Here is a 16,518-nt window from a genome sequence, read left to right on the forward strand (position 1 = left end):
ATGGCGACCAATCGCGCGCTCAAGGGACGGATTCGCTCCGTCACCAACACGCGGAAGATCACGCGGACGATGGAGCTCGTCTCCACGTCGAAGCTGAAGCGCGCCCAGGACCGCGTGGTCGCGGCCCGACCGTACGCCGAGGCGTTGCGCCAGGTCATCGCCGACCTGGTCACGCCGGAACTAGCGGAGCGCTTCCCGCTGCTGCGGAGCCCGCAGTCCCCGACCAAGGGTGGGCCGTCGCGCGCGGTGATCATTCTCGTCACGTCGAATCGCGGGCTGGCGGGTGGCTTCAACGCCAACCTGATCAAGGAAGCCCGCCGCCGGATTGAGGCGCTCGAGGCCGAGGGCTATCAGGTCGAGCTCGTCGGCGTCGGCAAGAAGGGGATCGGCTTCTTCAAGTATCTCGGGCGAGCTTTCCGGAGCGAGCGCCCCGACATCGGCGACCGTCCGACGGCGGAGCATGCCGTGTCGCTGGTCCAGGACCTGATGGACGGCTTCGCCGATGGCAGCATCGGCGTGGTCGAACTGGTGCAGTCGCGCTTCATCTCGGTGCTGAATTCGCCGCCGGCCGCCATCCGCATCCTGCCGATCACTCCGCCAGAGAAGCAGGCCGGTGGCGTGCGTCCCGACTACATCCTGTCGCCCGATCCCGAGACGCTGCTGGAGCAGGTGCTCCCGCTCTACGTCCGGAACATGATGTACCGTGGCCTGGTGGAGACGGTGGCGGCGGAGCATGCCGCGCGCCGCACCGCGATGAAGAACGCCACCGACAACGCCGGCGACCTCATCGACGCGCTGAAGCGGACGTACAACCGCCAGCGCCAGGCGCAGATCACGCAGGAAATTGCCGAGCTGGTCGGCGGCGCAGCAGCACTCTAACTCGATGATCGATCATCGATGATCGATCATCGATGACTGAACGCACAACGGAAGAGACGGAAATGACCGCTACCGCCACCACGCCGACCACCGGCACCATCGTCCAGATCATCGGGCCGGTGCTCGACATCGAGTTTCCGCCGGAGCAGTTGCCGGAGATCTACAACGCGCTGACCGTCGAGGATTCGAGCGGGCCGGTGCCGGTGCGGCTGACCGCCGAGGTGCAGCAGCACATCGGCCGCAACCAGGTGCGCGCGGTCGCGATGAGCTCCACCGACGGCGTGACGCGCGGCATGATCGCCGTCGACACCGGCTCGGCCGTGACGGTGCCGATCGGTGACGCCGCGCTCGGGCGCATCCTGAACGTCCTCGGCGAGCCGGTGGACGGTGGCCCGGCGATCCCGGCCTCGGTCGAGCGGTGGGCGATCCACCGCCCGTCGCCGGCGTTCACGGCGCTGGAGCCGAAGACGGAAATCCTCGAGACCGGCATCAAGGTCATCGACCTGATCGCCCCGTTCGTGAAGGGCGGCAAGATCGGCCTCTTCGGCGGCGCCGGCGTCGGCAAGACGGTCGTCATTCAGGAGCTGATCAACAACGTCCAGAAGGGACACGGCGGCAAGTCGGTCTTCTGCGGCGTCGGCGAGCGCACCCGCGAAGGGAACGACCTCTACCTCGAGTTCAAGGAAGCCGGCATTCTCGGCTCCGTGGCGCTGATGTACGGCCAGATGAACGAGCCGCCGGGCGCGCGTCTCCGCGTCGGCCTGTCGGGCCTCACCATCGCCGAGTACTTCCGCGACGAAGAAGGCCAGGACGTGCTGCTCTTCGTCGACAACATCTTCCGCTTCACGCAGGCCGGCGCCGAAGTGTCGGCGCTCCTCGGCCGCATGCCGTCGGCCGCCGGCTATCAGCCGACGCTGGCCACGGAGATGGGCGACCTCCAGGAGCGGATCACCTCGACCCGCAACGGCTCGATCACCTCGGTGCAGGCCATCTACGTGCCCGCCGACGACCTCACCGACCCGGCGCCGGCGACGGCCTTCGCCCACCTCGACGCGACCGTCGTGCTCTCGCGCGCGATCACCGAGCTCGGCATCTACCCGGCCGTCGACCCGCTTGACTCGACGTCCCGCATCCTGGCGCCGCAGTTCATCGGCGAGCGCCACTACAACGTCGCGATCGGCCTGCAGCGCACGTTGCAGCGCTACAAGGCGCTCCAGGACATCATCGCGATTCTCGGCATGGACGAGCTCTCGGAAGAGGACAAGCTGATCGTCGGCCGTGCACGCCGGCTCCAGCGCTTCCTCTCGCAGCCGTTCGCTGTCGCCGAGCAGTTCACCGGCCTTCCGGGCAAGTACGTCAAGCTGGAGGAGACGGTCGCCTCGTTCGAGCGCGTCCTCTCCGGCGAGTTCGACCATCTTCCCGAGCAGGCGTTCTACATGCAGGGCGGCATTGACGACGTGATCGCCAAGGCCAAGGAGCTGCAGGGCTGATGCGCGTCACCGTCATCTCCCCCGAGCGCGCGGTCTTCGATGGACAGGCCGAGGCGGTCAGCGCCACGGCGTTCGACGGCGAGATCGGCATCCTGCCGAATCACGCGCCGTTGATGACCGTGCTCGGGACCGGCCCCCTTCGCATCCGCACTGCGGGCGGGGCCAGGACCTTCCATGTGCAAGGCGGATTCCTGCAGGTCGTCTCCAACACGGTCCGCATTCTCGCGGAACAGATCTCAGGAGATGCCGATGCGTAACACCGCCTTGCTGGTCCTTGCCACGCTCGCCTCGGCGCCGCTCGCGGCGCCGTCAGTGCTTTCGGCCCAGTCCACCGGGACGCCCGTCTATGCCGCGCCGTACCGGGCGTTCGGCCAGAACGAAATCGGTCTGTCGCTCTCCGATCCGGGCAACGGCTTCGCGCTCGAGGGCTCGTACCGCACCGCCTTCAATCGCACCGTCGACATCGGCTTCCGCGGCGGCCTCGCCGACGGCGGGCGCGGCAGCAACAGCGCCCTCCTCCTCGGTTCGGATCTCCGGGCGCGCGTCCTCGACCACAACGAGTCCTTCCCGCTCGACGGGTCGTTCACCCTCGGCGTCGGCGTGGCCTCGGGCGACGGCTACACCGTGGGCTACCTGCCGGTCGGCTTCACGATGGGTCGGCGCGTCCTGATCGAGGGGTCGTCGGCGTCGTTGGTGCCGTACGTGCATCCGGTACTGATGCCGAAGTTCGGCGACGGCAGCGGGACGGATTTCTCGATCGGTTTCGGACTCGACGCCAAGCTGAACAACCGCCTCGACGTCCGCTTCTCGGCGGCGCTGGGTGATCGTGACGGCATCGCCTTCACGGTGGCCTGGGTCCGCTGATCTTTCCCCTCGTGTCCCCGCGGAGCTGTCCGATGCGGTCCATTGCCACGTATGCCCTCCTTGCCACTTTGACCGCGGCGCCTCTCGCGGCGCAGGTGCGCGGGCTTCCGGTCGTCAACAACGGTGTCCCGACCGGGATCGGACTGGCGGCGGATGTCGGTTTTGCCAACCAGGACTTCGGCAAGGCGACGACGTTCGGCGTCTCGGCGGCGGTCGGGCTCGGTTTCGTCGGGATCGGTGGCGCGGTGTCGCGCACCGAGCCGGACAATGGGCCGTCCGGCTATTCGCAGGCGGTCTCGGCGTCGCTCAACATTCTGGGCGGTCCGCTGGTGCCGATTCGCGTCACGGTGCTGGGTGGCGTGGGGCAGTGGAAGGCCGGCTCGGAAACGGTGCGTCACATTCCGGTCTCGATCGGCCTCTCTGCCACGATCCCGATTCCGGCGCTGTCGATCAAGCCGTGGATTGCGCCGCGCTTCGACCGGGTCAGCATCTCGAACGGTGGCAGTGACAACCGCTTCGGCATTGCGGGGGGGATCGAGCTGGCGATGCTCAACGGGCTCTCGCTGCGGGCGTCCTACGATCGCCTCTTCGTCAGCAATCTCAAGCCGGGGATCTTCTCCGTCGGCGTCGGCTTCGCACCGTGACCTGAGGCGCCGTTCAGCCGAGCAGTCGCTCCAACATCATCGCACTTCGTTCCGCCGCGCCGCGCTCTCCCTCGAGCGCGGCGCGATTGCGTTCCCCATCGGCCCTGGTCGAGTCGGGATGATCAAGCATCTCCTCCCAGCGCTGGAGGAGCGAGTCGATGGCGGAGTCGCGCGGCAACACGTCGATCCGCCCTGTCGCGCGGAGCATCGCGACATCGTGTGAGCCACGATCGGCTGGGCCGATCACGATGGTTCGTCCCCACGCAGCCGGTTCGAGCACGGAATGGATCCCCGACGTGCCGAAGCCGCCGCCGACGTAGGCCACGCAGCCATTGGCATAGAGCCGCGCGAGGATGCCGACACGATCTCCCACCACGATGGCCGGAGCGCTCCCCGGTGCGAGCTGGCCGAGGCGGACCGGGGTGGGCAGGCCGAGCCGTGCGGCGTCGCCATCAATGCGGTCGAGGTGTTCCGTGGTCGGCTCGTGCGGCACCAACACGAGGCGCGCGTCCGGATGCCGAGTACGCAACTGCGCGAAGGCGGGCAACAGCACCGCCTCGTCGGCGGGCCAAGTGCTGCCGGCGACCATGGTCGCTGCCGGGTCGGCGAGGGCGAGCAGCGGATCGGCGGGGTCGACTGCCGCGACCACGGCGAGCACCGAATCGATGCGCGGGTCGCCGGTCACCTGGACGCACTCCTGGCGACTGCCGAGCGCGACCATGCGGTTGCCGTCAGCGGGCGTGATCGCCCCGACGGCATCAAGCACCTGGTACCCGCTCCGCGTCGCCTCGACGGAGGGCCATCGCAACCGACTGCTCACCGGCGACACCGTTGCCGCCACCATCGCGACCGGGATGCGCCGCGCCGCGGCGTGGGTCGCCAGCTCGGGCCAGAGGTCGAGCTTGGTAAAGACCAGCAGCGAGGGGCGGACGGCGTCGAGGGCGGCCCGCACGTCGTCGGCACGGTCATAGGGGAGGTAGCTGGTGCCGTCGACCGCGAGCGAGGCCGCGAAGCGCTCCGCGGACGGTGAGAAGTGAGTGTAGAGCAATTGCAGATCGGGGCGCCGGGCCCTCAGGGCCTCGAACACCGCCCTGGCCTGCAGCCCCTCCCCGACCGAGGGGGCGTGGAACCAGGCGAGTGGGCGGGTCGCATCGCGGTGGTGGCGTCCCCAGGCGGCCAGGGTCGCGGGGGCCCCGCGGCGACCGGCGTGGGCGCGCTGCTGGCGGTCATCCCGCAACAGCATCGGGACGAGCGGGACGGCGGCGCGCACCAGGGCGCGGTAGAGCGGGGAGGTGGCCACGTCGGAACGATGCGGGGGAAGGGAAAGCGGGGCAAGCCGCCGCGGTCGTTTCGGCCGTGAAACACCCTGGGCGCCCCCCCCGTTTAGCTTCAATCATGGCTGCCTCGCGCTACGTCACGGATAGTCGCGCCCCGCGCTACTCGCTCCTCTTTGCGCTCCCGCTCCTGCTCGCGTATGAGGGGCTGGCGTGGTTTCTGAGCGATCCGACGGCCGGTGGCGTGCGCAACGGTGCCGACGTGATCCTCAAGGGGCTCTTTGCGGCCGCGGGTGGCGCGCGCGGGGTGCTCGCCTTCGAGGTGGGACTGGGGCTCCTCGGTGTCTGGCTGATCGCGCGTGACTGGCGTCGGCATCCGGGCCCCCTCCGCGCGTCCGTCTTCGGCGGGATGCTGCTGGAGTCCTCGGTGCTGGCCGTGCTGGTCGGACTGATTGTGGGCCGGGCGACCAACTCGCTGCTGCACATCCTCGCGATCGGCCAGGGCGGGACCTCGATCGACCTGCCGACGCAGTTGATGATCTCGCTTGGCGCGGGGATCTACGAGGAACTCCTCTTCCGCGTGGTGTTGGTGGGGACGCTGGCATGGGCGGGGGCGCGCCTGTTCGGCTGGGCACCGCGCACCGCGGGGGTAGTCGCCGCGGTGGCTGGAGCCCTGCTCTTTTCGGCCTTTCACTACATCGGCGCCTACGGCGATCCGCTCGAACTGCCGTCGTTCCTCTTCCGCTTTCTCGCCGGGCTGGTCTTCAGCGGCGTCTACCTGCTCCGCGGCTTCGGGATCGCCGCATGGACGCACGCGCTCTACGACGTCTTCGTCACCCTCGCCTGACGCGCCATGCGCCGACTATTTGCCGGCCTTCGCCGGCTTGGCCGTCTTCACGGTCACGACGCTGTCGAGCACATGCCGGAAGGCCTCGATCGGATAGGCCCCTTCCATGATGCCACCTTCGATGAAAAAGGTCGGCGTGCTCTTCGCCCCCGCGCGGATCGCACCGGCGGCGTCGCTGCGCACGATGCGGGCGGCATCGGGGCTCGCGAGGCAGGCGTTCAGCGCGGGCCGCTGCAGACCGAGGCCGCCGGCGAGCGAGAGGAAGAAGGCCGCGGGATCGGCGAGCTTCTCCCACTTTTCCTGCTGGGCGTAGAGCGCGTCGTGCGTCGGCCAGAACTTCCCCTGCTTCATGGCGCAGGTCGCGAAGATGGCCGCCGCCGCCGCGTTCTGGTGGATCTGCGTGAGCGGGAAGTGCACGTAGACCCAGCGCACCTTGCCGGTCTTGATGTACTCCTTCTCGATCGTCGGAAAGGTCTCGGTCGCGAAGCGCCGGCAGTACGGGCACTGCAGATCGGACATCTCGTAGACGGTCACCGGCGCCGTGACGGATCCCTTGGCGCGGGGGGCGATCAGCGTGTCCTGCTGCGCGGCGGCGGCTGCCGGGGCGAGCAGGAGGAGCAAGGGGAGCAGGCGACGCACCATGGGAGTTCCGGTCGGGGGGGTGAAGGCCGAGTATCTTTCGGCATGTGGCAGAAAGGTATCGGCGCGTTGGTGGTGCTCCAACTGGGTCTCCTGAGCGGGGTCGCGGCGCAGGGCGGGGTGGCTTCGCTCTTTCCGGCCCAGCCGACCGGGATGGTGACCGATGTCGCCAAGGTGCTGGATGCCGCCAGCCTGGCCCGCATTGAGTCGCGCCTCACGCTGCTCCGGCAGCAGACCGGTGCCGAGGTGGCGGTGGTCACCTTGCCGACGCTGGGCGGTCGGGAGCCGGCCGAGGTGGCACTCGCCATCGGCCGAGCCTGGGGCGTCGGGGCGAAGGCCGCCGTCGGCGATCAGACGCGGAACGCGGGGGCCGTCTTCCTGCTGGTGCCGCGGTCGGGCGACCAGCGGGGCGAGATTCGCCTCGAGGTCGGCAACGGCCTCGAGGGGATCCTCACCGACGCACGCACGGGGCAGATCCTCGACGCGTTGATGCCGCAGCTCCGGGAACAGCAATACGGTTCGGCGCTCGAGGCCGGGACCGTCGCGATCGCCGATCTGGTGGCGCGGACGATGGGCATCAGCGATACGTCGCTGGTGCAGCCCCGGGCGCCGCCGCGACGCGGCTTTCCCCGCGGCCTCCTGACGCTGATCATCATCGTGCTGTGGTTGATCATCAACACGCGGGGCGGCGGGCGCGGTGGCCGGTATCGTCGTGGCGGCAGAGGGCCGTTCATCATCGGCGGCGGCGGCTTCGGCGGCGGCGGCTTCGGGGGCGGCGGATTCGGCGGCGGTGGCTTTGGCGGCTTCGGCGGTGGCGGGGGTTTCAGCGGCGGCGGCGGCGGGAGGAGCTTCTGATGGATCGTGGCCAATTGGATGCGGATATTGCACGACTCGTGACGCGCCTGCAGTCGGCCGACGCGCCGACCGGCAGCGCGCTGCTCTACGGCTCGGTGGTGCGAGGCGACTGGATCGCCACACGCTCCGACGTCAACCTGCTGCTCGTGATGGACGACGCGTCACCGGCGGGATTGCGGCGCCTCGCCGGGGCGGTGTCGGAGTGGCACCGCGCCGGTCACACGGCGCCGTTGATCATCGGCCGCGAGGAGTGGCAGCGCTCGGTCGATGTCTTCCCGATCGAGATGACCGACATGCAGCTCGCCTACCGGTTGCTGCACGGCACCGATCCGCTCGCCGACGTCCGCGTGGCGCCGTCGGATCTGCGTCGGGCGCTGGAGTCGGAACTGCGCGGCAAGCTGGTGCGACTGCGCCAGGCCTACGTCCGATTCGGCGAGTCGATGGTGACGCTCGGCGGTTTCGCCACCGCCTCCGTCGGCCAACTGCTGGTGCTCTTCCGGTGCACCGGCGCGCTGCTCGGACGTCCCATGGGCGCGACGGCCGCCGAAACCATCGCTGGCCTCGCCGACGTACTGGGCGACGACGCGGCGGTGATCACCGAGATCGCGGGGCACCGGGCCGAGCCCGAGTGGCACTGCCCCCCCGCCACGTTCGCCCGGTATCTTGAAGTGGTCCACCGGGCGGTTGAGTTCATTGACCACTACCCACAGGGAGATGCTTGATGCGCCGCATGCTTCGTACTGCCTCGCTCCTCGCCGCCGTGACCGTCCTGGCCAGCGGCTGCGGGTACAACTCGCTGCAGGGGCTCGATGAGCAGGTGAACAAGGCCAAGGGACAGATCGAGGTCCAGCTGCAGCGCCGTGCCGACCTGATCCCGAACCTCGTGGCCACGGTGAAGGGTGTCGCCGCGCAGGAGACCACGGTCTTCATCGCCGTCGCCGAGGCGCGCGCCAAGCTCTCCGGCGCGGTGCAGGGCGGCAACATCCAGGAGATGGCCAACGCCAACGCCGCCATGCAGGCGCCGCTGGGCCGCTTGATTGCGATCGCCGAGGCGTACCCCGTCCTCAAGAGCAGCGAGAACTTCAAGCAGCTGCAGGACCAGCTCGAGGGAACGGAAAACCGGATCGCGGTCGCGCGGACGGATTACAACAGCGCCGTGGAGCAGTTCAACACCACGACGCGGAAGTTTCCGACCAACCTGACGGCGAAGATGTTCGGCTTGGGGAAGGCGCGCGAATACTTCGAGGTCACGACGCCGGGGGCGAAGGATGCGCCGGCGGTGAAGTTCTAGTCGTTAGGCGTTAGTCGTTGGTCGTTAGGGGGTTCCAATGACTAACGACCAACGACTAACGACTCGATCTACGCCAATCTCGGAAACAGATTCTCCGGCTTACGCACCGACGCCCCGCCCAGCGCGGGGCGTTTGGCGTTCTCCCAAGCGGCCTCGGGCGCGCCGTCCTGCCCGAGGGCGCTCCAAAGGGCGGTGGCCTTCTCGGGCATGAAGGGGAACGTCATCACCGCGAGGCGAAGCAAGGTCGTGGCGAGGGTCGCGAGCACCACGTCCAACTCGGCCTCCTGACCACCCTTGGCGAGCGCCCACGGCGCCGCGACGGTGATGTACCCGTTCGCCTCGGTCACCACATCGACCACCAGCTTGGCCGCGCCCTTGAGGTCGTTGGCGGTCATCGCCGACGCGTAGTCGGCCACGGCCGCGTCGGCGACGGGGAGTGGCGACGGCGCGGCGATGGGGACGACGCCATCCCGGTACTTCTCCACCATCGCGAGGACTCGCGACGCCAGGTTGCCGAGGCCGTTGGCGAGCTCGCTCTCGTAGACGGCGTCGAACCGCTCGAAGGTGAAGTCGCCATCGTGTTCGAAGCCGACCTCGCGCAACAGGAACCAGCGGAGCGCGTCGGCGCCATGCCGATCGGCCGCTTCCGCGATCGTCACTGAACTCCCCTCCGACTTGCTCACCTTGGCGCCGCCCCACTGCACGTAGCCGTGGGCCCAGATCGCCTTCGGCAGCGGCAGTTCGGCAGCGAGCAGCATCGCCGGCCAGATGATGCAATGAAAGCGGGTGATCCCCTTGCCGACGACATGGAGATCGGCCGGCCAGATGGCGTCCCAGCCGTCGTGCGGATAGCCGGTCGCACTCAGGTAATTGATGAGCGCGTCAAACCACACGTAGACGGTTTCGTCGTCGGTGCCTGGGAAGGGGATGCCCCACGGCAACCGCGCGCGCGAGATCGAGATGTCCTGCAGTCCCTCGCGGAGCGTGCTGAGAATCTCGTTGCGCCGGATCTGCGGCTCGACCCGGAACACATCGTTCGCCTCGACCAGCGCGAGGACACGGTCACGATACGCGGAGAGACGGAAGAAGGTGTTCTTCTCCTTGGTGCGCACGAGGTCGCGAGACGGATGCTCGGGACACCGTCCGTCGACCAGTTGCCCTTCCTGCTTGAACTCCTCGCAGCCGACGCAATACAGTCCCTCGTATTCGCCGACGAAGAGGTCCTCGGGGTGTCGCTCGCGGATCCGTTCGAGCAGGGCCTGCACCCCGGCGGCGTGACGCGGCTCGGTCGTGCGCATCCAGTCGTCGTGGGCGCAGTGGAGGCTCCGCCAGGTCTGCTCGAAGTGCGCCGAAATGCCGTCGACCCAGGCCTGCGGGGAGAGCCCAGCGGCCTGCGCCGACTGAAAGACCTTCTGGCCGTGTTCGTCCATCCCCATCAGGAAGCGCACCGGCTGCCCCTGCAGGCGATGCCAGCGGGCCAGGGCATCGGCGCCGATCTTCTCGAGCGCGTGGCCGAGGTGCGGATCGCCGTTGGCGTAGTCGATGGCGGTGGTGATGTACCAGGGCTTCACGCCGAACTCCCGTCGGGGGGGCCGCCGCGTTGCGGGCGGCGGGGTGCGCCAGGCGGGCGACGGGTCGGCGGCGCGGCCTCAGGGGCTGGCGTCGGCGCCGCGCTCGTCGCCGGGGCCTGCTCGACTTCATCGCGCAGATCGAGCAGGCCGATCACGCGCGGGCCGTGCTCGTCACTGCGCAGGAAGACACGCTCGCGGAGGATGTCGACCGCCACGACCTTTTCGGCTCCGCGCAGCGTCTGAATCAGCTTCCCTTCCTTCGGGAAGCGCTTCCGCGCGGTCAGATAGAACTCATGCTCGTACTTGAGGCAGCAGAGGAGGCGACCGCAGCCGCCCGAGATCTGGGCGGGGTTGAGCGAGAGTCGCTGATCCTTCGCCAGGGCGAGATTCACCGGGCCGGGTTCGGTCAGCCAGGTGCTGCAGCAGAGCTCGCGCCCGCAGCGACCGACGCCGCCAAGGCGCGCCGCCTCCTCGCGCACGCCGATCTGCCGCAGGTCGATCCGGGTTCGGAAGCTGGTGGCGAGCTCGCGGACCAGCGTGCGGAAGTCCACCCGCTTGTCGGCCGTGAAGTAGATCGTGAGTCGATTGCGGTCCCACTGCCACTCGGTGTCGGAGATCCGCATCGGCAGGTCGTGGGCGGCGGCGCGCGCGATCACGGCACGCCGTGCCTCTTCCTCGCCGCGTCGCAACTCTTCGTGCTGCTGAACGTCGGCTGGGGACGCACGCCGCACCACGGCCGCCCGGACACCCGGCGCGGCGGCCACTGTGTCCGCGGCGGCGTCGCTCGGGGAGGCGCTCGCATCGGGGGCGGGCGCATCGGTGCCGCAGCTGGTGCAGCCACCGCACTTGGCCAGCGCAGCCTCTCCGACGGTGTTGACGCGGCCCAGATCGAAGCCGCGCTCGACCGCCACCACAACCGGTTCGTTGAGCCGCAGCGGGGCGGCATCATCGGACCAGTCAAAGAACTCGCGGCGGTTGCCCTTGAAACGGACTTCGACGGTTTGTGGCATCAGGCGTCTGCGTACGCCCCCATCGCCGCGAACTTGTCGTGGCGACGCTTGATGAGCTTGTCGGCCTTCAGCTTGCGCAGCTCGGTCATCTGGCGGATCAGCGAGGCCCGCAACGATTCACCGGCGGCATCGGGGTCGAAGTGCGCCCCACCGACCGGCTCGGGGATGATCTCATCGACCAGGCCAAGGCGGAGCAGGTCGTCCGAGGTGAGCTTGAGCGCCTCGGCGGCGCGCTCACGCTGCGAGGCATCCTTCCAGAGGATTGCCGCGCACCCCTCGGGGGAGATCACCGAGTAGACGGAGTTCTCGAACATCAGGATCCGATCGGCCACGCCGAGCGCCAGCGCCCCGCCCGATCCGCCCTCACCAATCACCACCGTGATGATCGGCGTCGGCAGGATCGACATCTCGAGGATGTTGCGCGCGAGCGCCTCGGACTGGCCACGCTCTTCCGCGCCCAGACCGGGGTACGCCCCCGGCGTGTCAATCAAGGTGATGACCGGCGCATGGAAGCGCGCGGCGATCTGCATCAGACGGAGCGCCTTCCGGTAGCCCTCGGGATGCGGCATGCCGAAGTTGCGCTTGATGTTCTCCTTGGTGTCGCGCCCCTTCTGGTGGCCGATCACCATGACCGACTGGCCCGCGAGCCGCGCCCAACCGCCGACGATCGCCGGGTCGTCGCGGAAGAGCCGGTCGCCGTGCAGTTCGATGAAGTCGGTGAAGATCGACGAGAGGTAGTCGAGCGTGTACGGCCGCCGGGCATGCCGTGCCACCAGCACGCGCTGCATCGGCGTGAGGCCGGCATAGATCTCGGCGCGCTTCGCGTCGAGCTTCTCCTCGAGCGTGGTGAGCTCCCCGAGGACGTCGATTTCGCGCTCGCTGCCCACGCGCTTCAGCTCGTCGATCTGCTTCTCGAGCTCGGCGAGGGGCTTCTCGAACTCGAGGGTGTAGCTGGTCGCCATCCTGCCTTACCCCGCGCGGATGAAGGAAACGGCGTCGCCGCCAAAGAGGTCCCGCAGGTCGCGCAGAGTCTCCTCGCGCGGTTCCACCCGCAGGCGTCGGGAGCGGAGGCGCGCGGCCGTGCCATTCCCGTCGGACCATTGAATATAGAGCGGCGCCGGCCCAGGGTGGGCCATACAGAGGCGGGCCAGGGTCCGGATCGTCTCGGGGGCCGGGGCATCGGGGGCGGCCCATTGGATCGCGATCCCGAGCAGGCCGGCGCTCTCGAGTTCCGCCAGCGGCCGGGCACCCTCCACGATGAAGGGGACCTGATCCTCGCCCCGGTCCCGGGCCGAGTAGCCGCCGCTGAGCAGCATCGCCTCGTCGACCCGGATCACCTGGTTGAGCTTGGCCCAGGCCTCGGGGAAAACGATCGCCTCCGCGGTGCCGTGGAAGTCCTCGACCGTCACCCGGGCGTACTCCTTTCCGGTCTTCTTGGAGATCTGTCGCTTGACCGCCGTGAGCACGCCCGCGACCGCGACCTGGTGCTCGCTCCAGGTGCCCATCGTGGCCGTGGTTCGCGTCCCGAACAGCTCCACCAACGGACGGTAGCGCTCGAGCGGATGTCCGGAGATGAAGAAGCCGAGAATCTCCTTCTCCTTCGCGAGGCGGTCCGCCTCCGTCCACGGCGCCACGTCGGGGAGGGTCGGCTCGACCGGGGTGGTCTTGACGACTTCGCCGAAGAGCGATTCCTGTCCTGCCTCGAATTCCTGGGCGAGCAGCTGCGCTTCGCCGATCGCCTGGTCCACCGCAGCGACGAGTTGGGCGCGATGTCCCCCGAGCGAGTCGCAGGCCCCGGCGGCGATCAACGATTCGAAGACCCGCTTGTTGCAGAGGCGTGCGTCGATCCGGCGGGCAAAATCCGCGAGCGACTTGAAGGGGCCATTCTCGCGCGCGGCGATGATCGACTCGATGGCGCCGGCACCGACGTTGCGCACGGCGCCGAGGCCGAAGCGAATGCGACGGTCGCCGATGACGGTGAACTTGAAGCCGGACTCATGCACGTCCGGCGGCAACACCTCGATGCCGAGCTCGCGAGCCTCGTTGATGTACTGGACGACCTTGTCGGTGCTGCCGATTTCACTCGAGAGCAGCGCGGCCATGAATTCAGCCGGATGGTGCGTCTTGAGCCACGCGGTCTGGTAGGAGAGGACCGAGTACGCCACCGAGTGCGACTTGTTGAAGCCGTACCGACCGAAGGTCTCGATCTGCGCCGCGAGTTCGTCGAGCAGGCCGCGCTCGTGGCCGAGCGCCGTGCCGCGCGTGATGAACTTCCCCAGCTCCTTCTTGATCAGCTCCGCGTCCTTCTTGCCGACCGCCTTCCGGAGGACGTCGGCTTCAGCCAGCGTGAATCCCGCGATCACGTTGGCGATCCGCATCACCTGTTCCTGATAGGTGATGACGCCGTAGGTCGGCTCCAGCACCTCGACCAGCGAGGGATGCGGATAGGTGACCGGTTCGTGGCCCAGCTTCCGCTTGATGAAGACGGTGTGCATGCCGGCGTCGAGCGGACCCGGGCGCAGCAAGGCGTTCGAGGCGACCAGGTCGTCGAAGCGGTCGCACTTCATGCTGCGGAGCGTGTCCGTCGCCAATGCCGATTCGAACTGGAAGACGCCCGCCGTGCGACCGCGGCGCAACAGCGCGTAGACCTCGGGGTCGTCGTACGGCAGCGCGTCGATGTCGAGCGGCGTGCCGGTCTTCGCCACGATCATCTGCACGGCGTCGTGGATCACCGTCAGCGTCTTGAGGCCGAGGATGTCCATCTTGAGCATCCCGACCTTCTCGAGCGCGCCCATCTCGTACTGGCAGATGATCGAGTCTTCGCCGTTGGCGGCGGCCCCGGCGCCCTTGGTCGGCGCCGTGCAGACCGGCACATAGTCGGCGAGCGGCCCCGGGGCGATCACCACGCCGGCGGCGTGCACCGAGGCGTGGCGCGAGAGCCCCTCGATCCGCGAGGCGTAGGTGAAGACGCGGCGGTACGCCTCGTTCTCCTTCAGCATCGCCTTCAGTTCGTCGATCTTCTCGCCCGCTTCCGCCACCGTCATCGAGAAGGCCGGCCCCGAGGGGATCAGCTTGGTGAGCTTGTCGGCCTCACCCGGCGGCACCTTGAGCGTGCGCGCCACGTCCTTGACCGCGGCCCGCGCCTTCATCGTCCCGAAGGTGATGATCTGGCCCACCGAATCACGACCGTAGCGCTCGCGCACGTACTCGATCACCTCGCCGCGCCGCTCGAAGCAGAAGTCGACGTCGATGTCGGGCATCGAGACGCGTTCCGGATTGAGGAAGCGCTCGAACAGCAGGTCGAAGCGGAGCGGGTCGACGTTGGTGATGCCAAGGCCATACGCGACGATCGAGCCCGCCGCCGAGCCGCGGCCGGGACCGACGGGAATGCCCCGCGCCCGCGCGGCGTTGATGAAGTCCTGCGTGATCAGGAAATAGCCGGCGTAGCCCGCCGTGTTGATCACCCCGAGCTCGAAGTCGAGCCGCTGCTGCACCGCGTCCGGCAGCGGCTTGGCATAGCGCGCTTCGAGGCCGGTGGTGGCGAGCGTGGCGAGCAGCGTCTCGTCGGAGGTGACGCCCTCGGGGAGCGGATACTTCGGCACGAAGTAGCGCTTCTCGAAGTCGAACTCGCAGAGGTTCGCGACGTCCTGCGTCCGCTCGATCGCATCGATCTGGTCGGGGAAGAGCGTCCGCATCTCGGCTTCGCTCTTGACGTACGACTCGCTGCCGGTGAAGCGGAAACGCTTGGGGTCGTCGAGGTCGGCGCCGGTGCCGATGGCCAGGAGGACGTCGTGCGCCTCGGCATCGTCCCGCGTGAGATAGTGGGCGTCGTTGGTTGCCACGACCGGGAGGCCGAGTTCCTTGCCGAGGGCGATCATCCCCTTGGCGACCTCGAGCTCTTCCGGGATGCCGTGATCCTGGATCTCGAGATAGAAGCCGTCCTTGCCGAAGGTCTCCGCCATCCAGACCGCCGACTCGCGGGCCTTGTCGAAGCGTCCCTGCCGCAAGTACAGCGCGACTTCTCCCGAGAGGCATGCCGCAAGGCAGACGATCCCCTCGCTGTGCGAAGCAAGGATTTCCTTGTCGATGCGCGGACGCCGATAGAAGCCCTCGGTGTAGCCGATCGAGGAGAGCTTGATCAGGTTCTTGTAGCCGACGGCATTGCGAGCGAGGAGGACGAGGTGCGAGTACTGCGCCGGGGCCCACGAGGGCTTCTCCCGCGCCTGCCGCGGGCCGAAGGCGAGATAGGCCTCGAAGCCGAGAATCGGCCGGATCCCCTGCTTCTTCGCCTGGTCGTAGAAGCTCCACGCCGCGTGCAGGTTGCCGTGGTCGGTGACGGCGAGCGAATCCATCCCCAACTTCTTGACGTGGCTCACCAGCTCGGGGATGCGATTGGCACCGTCGAGCAGCGAATATTCGCTGTGGGTATGGAGGTGGACGAAGGCCATCAGCGCACCCGCTGGCTGAGTTCGGCCAACACGGCCCCGAAGGGCACGCCACGCGCCTGGAGCAGGACCAGGAGGTGGAAGAGCAGGTCGGCCGATTCGCTGGCGAGCCGCTCATCGCTTTCGGCCAATGCCGCAATGACCGTCTCGACCCCTTCCTCGCCGACCTTCTGGGCGATCTTGGGGAGCCCGCGTTCGAAGAGCGTGGCGGTGTACGATTCCGGTGGCCGGGTGGCATGGCGATCGGCGATCATTCGGGCAAGGCGGGTCAGCAGATGCCCCCCCTGATCGTCTTCGTCGGCAAGCTGCCCGTCCGACGTGATCCGCCGGAAGAAGCAGGTTGGGCGATTGGTGTGGCAGGCCGGACCCTGCTGCGTGACGCGGTAGAGGATGGCGTCGGCATCGCAGTCGAGCCGCACCTCGAGGACTTGCTGGGTGTGGCCGGATTGTTCGCCCTTCTTCCAGAGCGCCTGGCGCGAGCGGCTCCAGTAGTGGGCATGACCTGTCGACAGCGTCGCCTCGAGGGCGGCGCGATCGGCCCAGGCGAGCATCAGGAGGTTGCCGGAAAGGGCATCCTGCGCCACCACGGGCACCAAGCCGGCGGTATCAAACCGGACGGCATCGAGGGCCGGAGCGTCTGTCACCCGGGAATCGTATCCAGACACCGCCCGATTGTCAAAAGTCATTGTCCTGCTTACGCTTAGGTCAG

General features: G+C 68.3%; 16 protein-coding genes. 9 read left to right on the forward strand and 7 right to left on the reverse strand.

What is annotated here, in order from left to right:
- The 5 genes from atpG (at window position 1) to IPP98_13035 (ending at window position 3,877) form a co-directional block, all read left to right on the forward strand.
- On the forward strand, window positions 1-879 hold the full coding sequence (gene atpG / locus IPP98_13015; GenBank protein ID MBL0180021.1) for an ATP synthase F1 subunit gamma: 879 nt from the start codon (window positions 1-3) through the stop codon (window positions 877-879).
- 62 nt (window positions 880-941) lie between these two features.
- Window positions 942-2,369 carry a F0F1 ATP synthase subunit beta gene (gene atpD, locus IPP98_13020; GenBank protein MBL0180022.1) on the forward strand — a complete coding sequence of 476 codons (1,428 nt, stop codon included), beginning with the start codon at window positions 942-944 and terminating at the stop codon, window positions 2,367-2,369.
- On the forward strand, window positions 2,369-2,626 hold the full coding sequence (gene atpC / locus IPP98_13025; GenBank protein MBL0180023.1) for an ATP synthase F1 subunit epsilon: 258 nt from the start codon (window positions 2,369-2,371) through the stop codon (window positions 2,624-2,626). Before atpD ends, atpC begins: the two co-directional genes overlap by 1 nt.
- Window positions 2,619-3,233 (forward strand): hypothetical protein, encoded by a 615-nt coding sequence (locus IPP98_13030; protein ID MBL0180024.1) that lies wholly within the window; start codon window positions 2,619-2,621, stop codon window positions 3,231-3,233. The genes atpC and IPP98_13030 overlap by 8 nt, the downstream gene beginning before the upstream one ends.
- Before the next feature lie 32 nt (window positions 3,234-3,265).
- Window positions 3,266-3,877: a hypothetical protein gene (locus IPP98_13035; GenBank protein ID MBL0180025.1), complete on the forward strand. Its 612-nt coding sequence runs from the start codon at window positions 3,266-3,268 to the stop codon at window positions 3,875-3,877.
- 13 nt (window positions 3,878-3,890) lie between these two features.
- Here IPP98_13035 and IPP98_13040 read toward each other — a convergent pair whose 3' ends face one another.
- Window positions 3,891-5,177, reverse strand: a complete 1,287-nt coding sequence (locus IPP98_13040; protein MBL0180026.1) for a hypothetical protein — start codon at window positions 5,175-5,177, stop codon at window positions 3,891-3,893.
- A 95-nt stretch (window positions 5,178-5,272) separates the two neighbouring features.
- Here IPP98_13040 and IPP98_13045 point away from each other — a divergent pair, with 95 nt between their 5' ends.
- Window positions 5,273-5,998 carry a CPBP family intramembrane metalloprotease gene (locus IPP98_13045; protein ID MBL0180027.1) on the forward strand — a complete coding sequence of 242 codons (726 nt, stop codon included), beginning with the start codon at window positions 5,273-5,275 and terminating at the stop codon, window positions 5,996-5,998.
- Window positions 5,999-6,013: 15 nt separating this feature from the next.
- Here the strand turns inward: IPP98_13045 and IPP98_13050 are convergent, their stop codons facing one another.
- Window positions 6,014-6,640 (reverse strand): thioredoxin domain-containing protein, encoded by a 627-nt coding sequence (locus IPP98_13050; protein ID MBL0180028.1) that lies wholly within the window; start codon window positions 6,638-6,640, stop codon window positions 6,014-6,016.
- Window positions 6,641-6,682: 42 nt separating this feature from the next.
- On the opposite strand from IPP98_13050, the gene IPP98_13055 reads away from it, so the two are divergent.
- From IPP98_13055 to IPP98_13065, 3 genes are read left to right on the forward strand one after another with little or no spacing between them, the layout of a single operon-like run.
- A complete protein-coding gene (locus tag IPP98_13055) occupies window positions 6,683-7,492 on the forward strand; it encodes a TPM domain-containing protein (GenBank protein MBL0180029.1) in 810 nt (269 codons plus the stop codon).
- A complete protein-coding gene (locus IPP98_13060; protein MBL0180030.1) occupies window positions 7,492-8,214 on the forward strand; it encodes a nucleotidyltransferase domain-containing protein in 723 nt (240 codons plus the stop codon). Before IPP98_13055 ends, IPP98_13060 begins: the two co-directional genes overlap by 1 nt.
- Before the next feature lie 8 nt (window positions 8,215-8,222).
- Entirely contained in the window at window positions 8,223-8,783 is a 561-nt protein-coding gene (locus IPP98_13065; protein MBL0180031.1) for a LemA family protein, read from the forward strand.
- 68 nt (window positions 8,784-8,851) lie between these two features.
- Here the strand turns inward: IPP98_13065 and IPP98_13070 are convergent, their stop codons facing one another.
- From IPP98_13070 to IPP98_13090, 5 genes are read right to left on the reverse strand one after another with little or no spacing between them, the layout of a single operon-like run.
- Window positions 8,852-10,354, reverse strand: a complete 1,503-nt coding sequence (locus IPP98_13070) for a methionine--tRNA ligase (GenBank protein ID MBL0180032.1) — start codon at window positions 10,352-10,354, stop codon at window positions 8,852-8,854.
- Entirely contained in the window at window positions 10,351-11,364 is a 1,014-nt protein-coding gene (locus tag IPP98_13075; protein MBL0180033.1) for a hypothetical protein, read from the reverse strand. The genes IPP98_13070 and IPP98_13075 overlap by 4 nt, the downstream gene beginning before the upstream one ends.
- Window positions 11,364-12,326, reverse strand: a complete 963-nt coding sequence (locus IPP98_13080; GenBank protein ID MBL0180034.1) for an acetyl-CoA carboxylase carboxyltransferase subunit alpha — start codon at window positions 12,324-12,326, stop codon at window positions 11,364-11,366. The genes IPP98_13075 and IPP98_13080 overlap by 1 nt, the downstream gene beginning before the upstream one ends.
- Window positions 12,327-12,332: 6 nt before the next feature.
- Window positions 12,333-15,812, reverse strand: coding sequence for a DNA polymerase III subunit alpha (gene dnaE, locus IPP98_13085; GenBank protein MBL0180035.1), 3,480 nt, complete (start codon window positions 15,810-15,812; stop codon window positions 12,333-12,335).
- Window positions 15,812-16,495 (reverse strand): bifunctional phosphoribosyl-AMP cyclohydrolase/phosphoribosyl-ATP diphosphatase HisIE, encoded by a 684-nt coding sequence (locus IPP98_13090; GenBank protein ID MBL0180036.1) that lies wholly within the window; start codon window positions 16,493-16,495, stop codon window positions 15,812-15,814. Before IPP98_13090 ends, dnaE begins: the two co-directional genes overlap by 1 nt.
- Between the last annotated feature and the right edge of the window lie 23 nt (window positions 16,496-16,518).

The organism is Gemmatimonadota bacterium (assembly GCA_016720805.1).
Classification (GTDB): Bacteria; Gemmatimonadota; Gemmatimonadetes; order Gemmatimonadales; family GWC2-71-9; genus Palsa-1233.

Bases quoted from the DNA above. Each gene is read 5' to 3' on its own strand.
- atpG (MBL0180021.1), top strand. From the start codon at position 1: ATGGCGACCAATCGCGCGCTCAAGGGACGGATTCGCTCCGTCACCAAC.
- atpD (MBL0180022.1), top strand. From the start codon at position 942: ATGACCGCTACCGCCACCACGCCGACCACCGGCACCATCGTCCAGATC.
- atpC (MBL0180023.1), top strand. From the start codon at position 2,369: ATGCGCGTCACCGTCATCTCCCCCGAGCGCGCGGTCTTCGATGGACAG.
- IPP98_13030 (MBL0180024.1), top strand. From the start codon at position 2,619: ATGCGTAACACCGCCTTGCTGGTCCTTGCCACGCTCGCCTCGGCGCCG.
- IPP98_13035 (MBL0180025.1), top strand. From the start codon at position 3,266: ATGCGGTCCATTGCCACGTATGCCCTCCTTGCCACTTTGACCGCGGCG.
- IPP98_13045 (MBL0180027.1), top strand. From the start codon at position 5,273: ATGGCTGCCTCGCGCTACGTCACGGATAGTCGCGCCCCGCGCTACTCG.
- IPP98_13050 (MBL0180028.1), bottom strand. From the start codon at position 6,640: ATGGTGCGTCGCCTGCTCCCCTTGCTCCTCCTGCTCGCCCCGGCAGCC.
- IPP98_13055 (MBL0180029.1), top strand. From the start codon at position 6,683: ATGTGGCAGAAAGGTATCGGCGCGTTGGTGGTGCTCCAACTGGGTCTC.
- IPP98_13060 (MBL0180030.1), top strand. From the start codon at position 7,492: ATGGATCGTGGCCAATTGGATGCGGATATTGCACGACTCGTGACGCGC.
- IPP98_13065 (MBL0180031.1), top strand. From the start codon at position 8,223: ATGCTTCGTACTGCCTCGCTCCTCGCCGCCGTGACCGTCCTGGCCAGC.
- IPP98_13075 (MBL0180033.1), bottom strand. From the start codon at position 11,364: ATGCCACAAACCGTCGAAGTCCGTTTCAAGGGCAACCGCCGCGAGTTC.
- IPP98_13080 (MBL0180034.1), bottom strand. From the start codon at position 12,326: ATGGCGACCAGCTACACCCTCGAGTTCGAGAAGCCCCTCGCCGAGCTC.
- dnaE (MBL0180035.1), bottom strand. From the start codon at position 15,812: ATGGCCTTCGTCCACCTCCATACCCACAGCGAATATTCGCTGCTCGAC.
- IPP98_13090 (MBL0180036.1), bottom strand. From the start codon at position 16,495: ATGACTTTTGACAATCGGGCGGTGTCTGGATACGATTCCCGGGTGACA.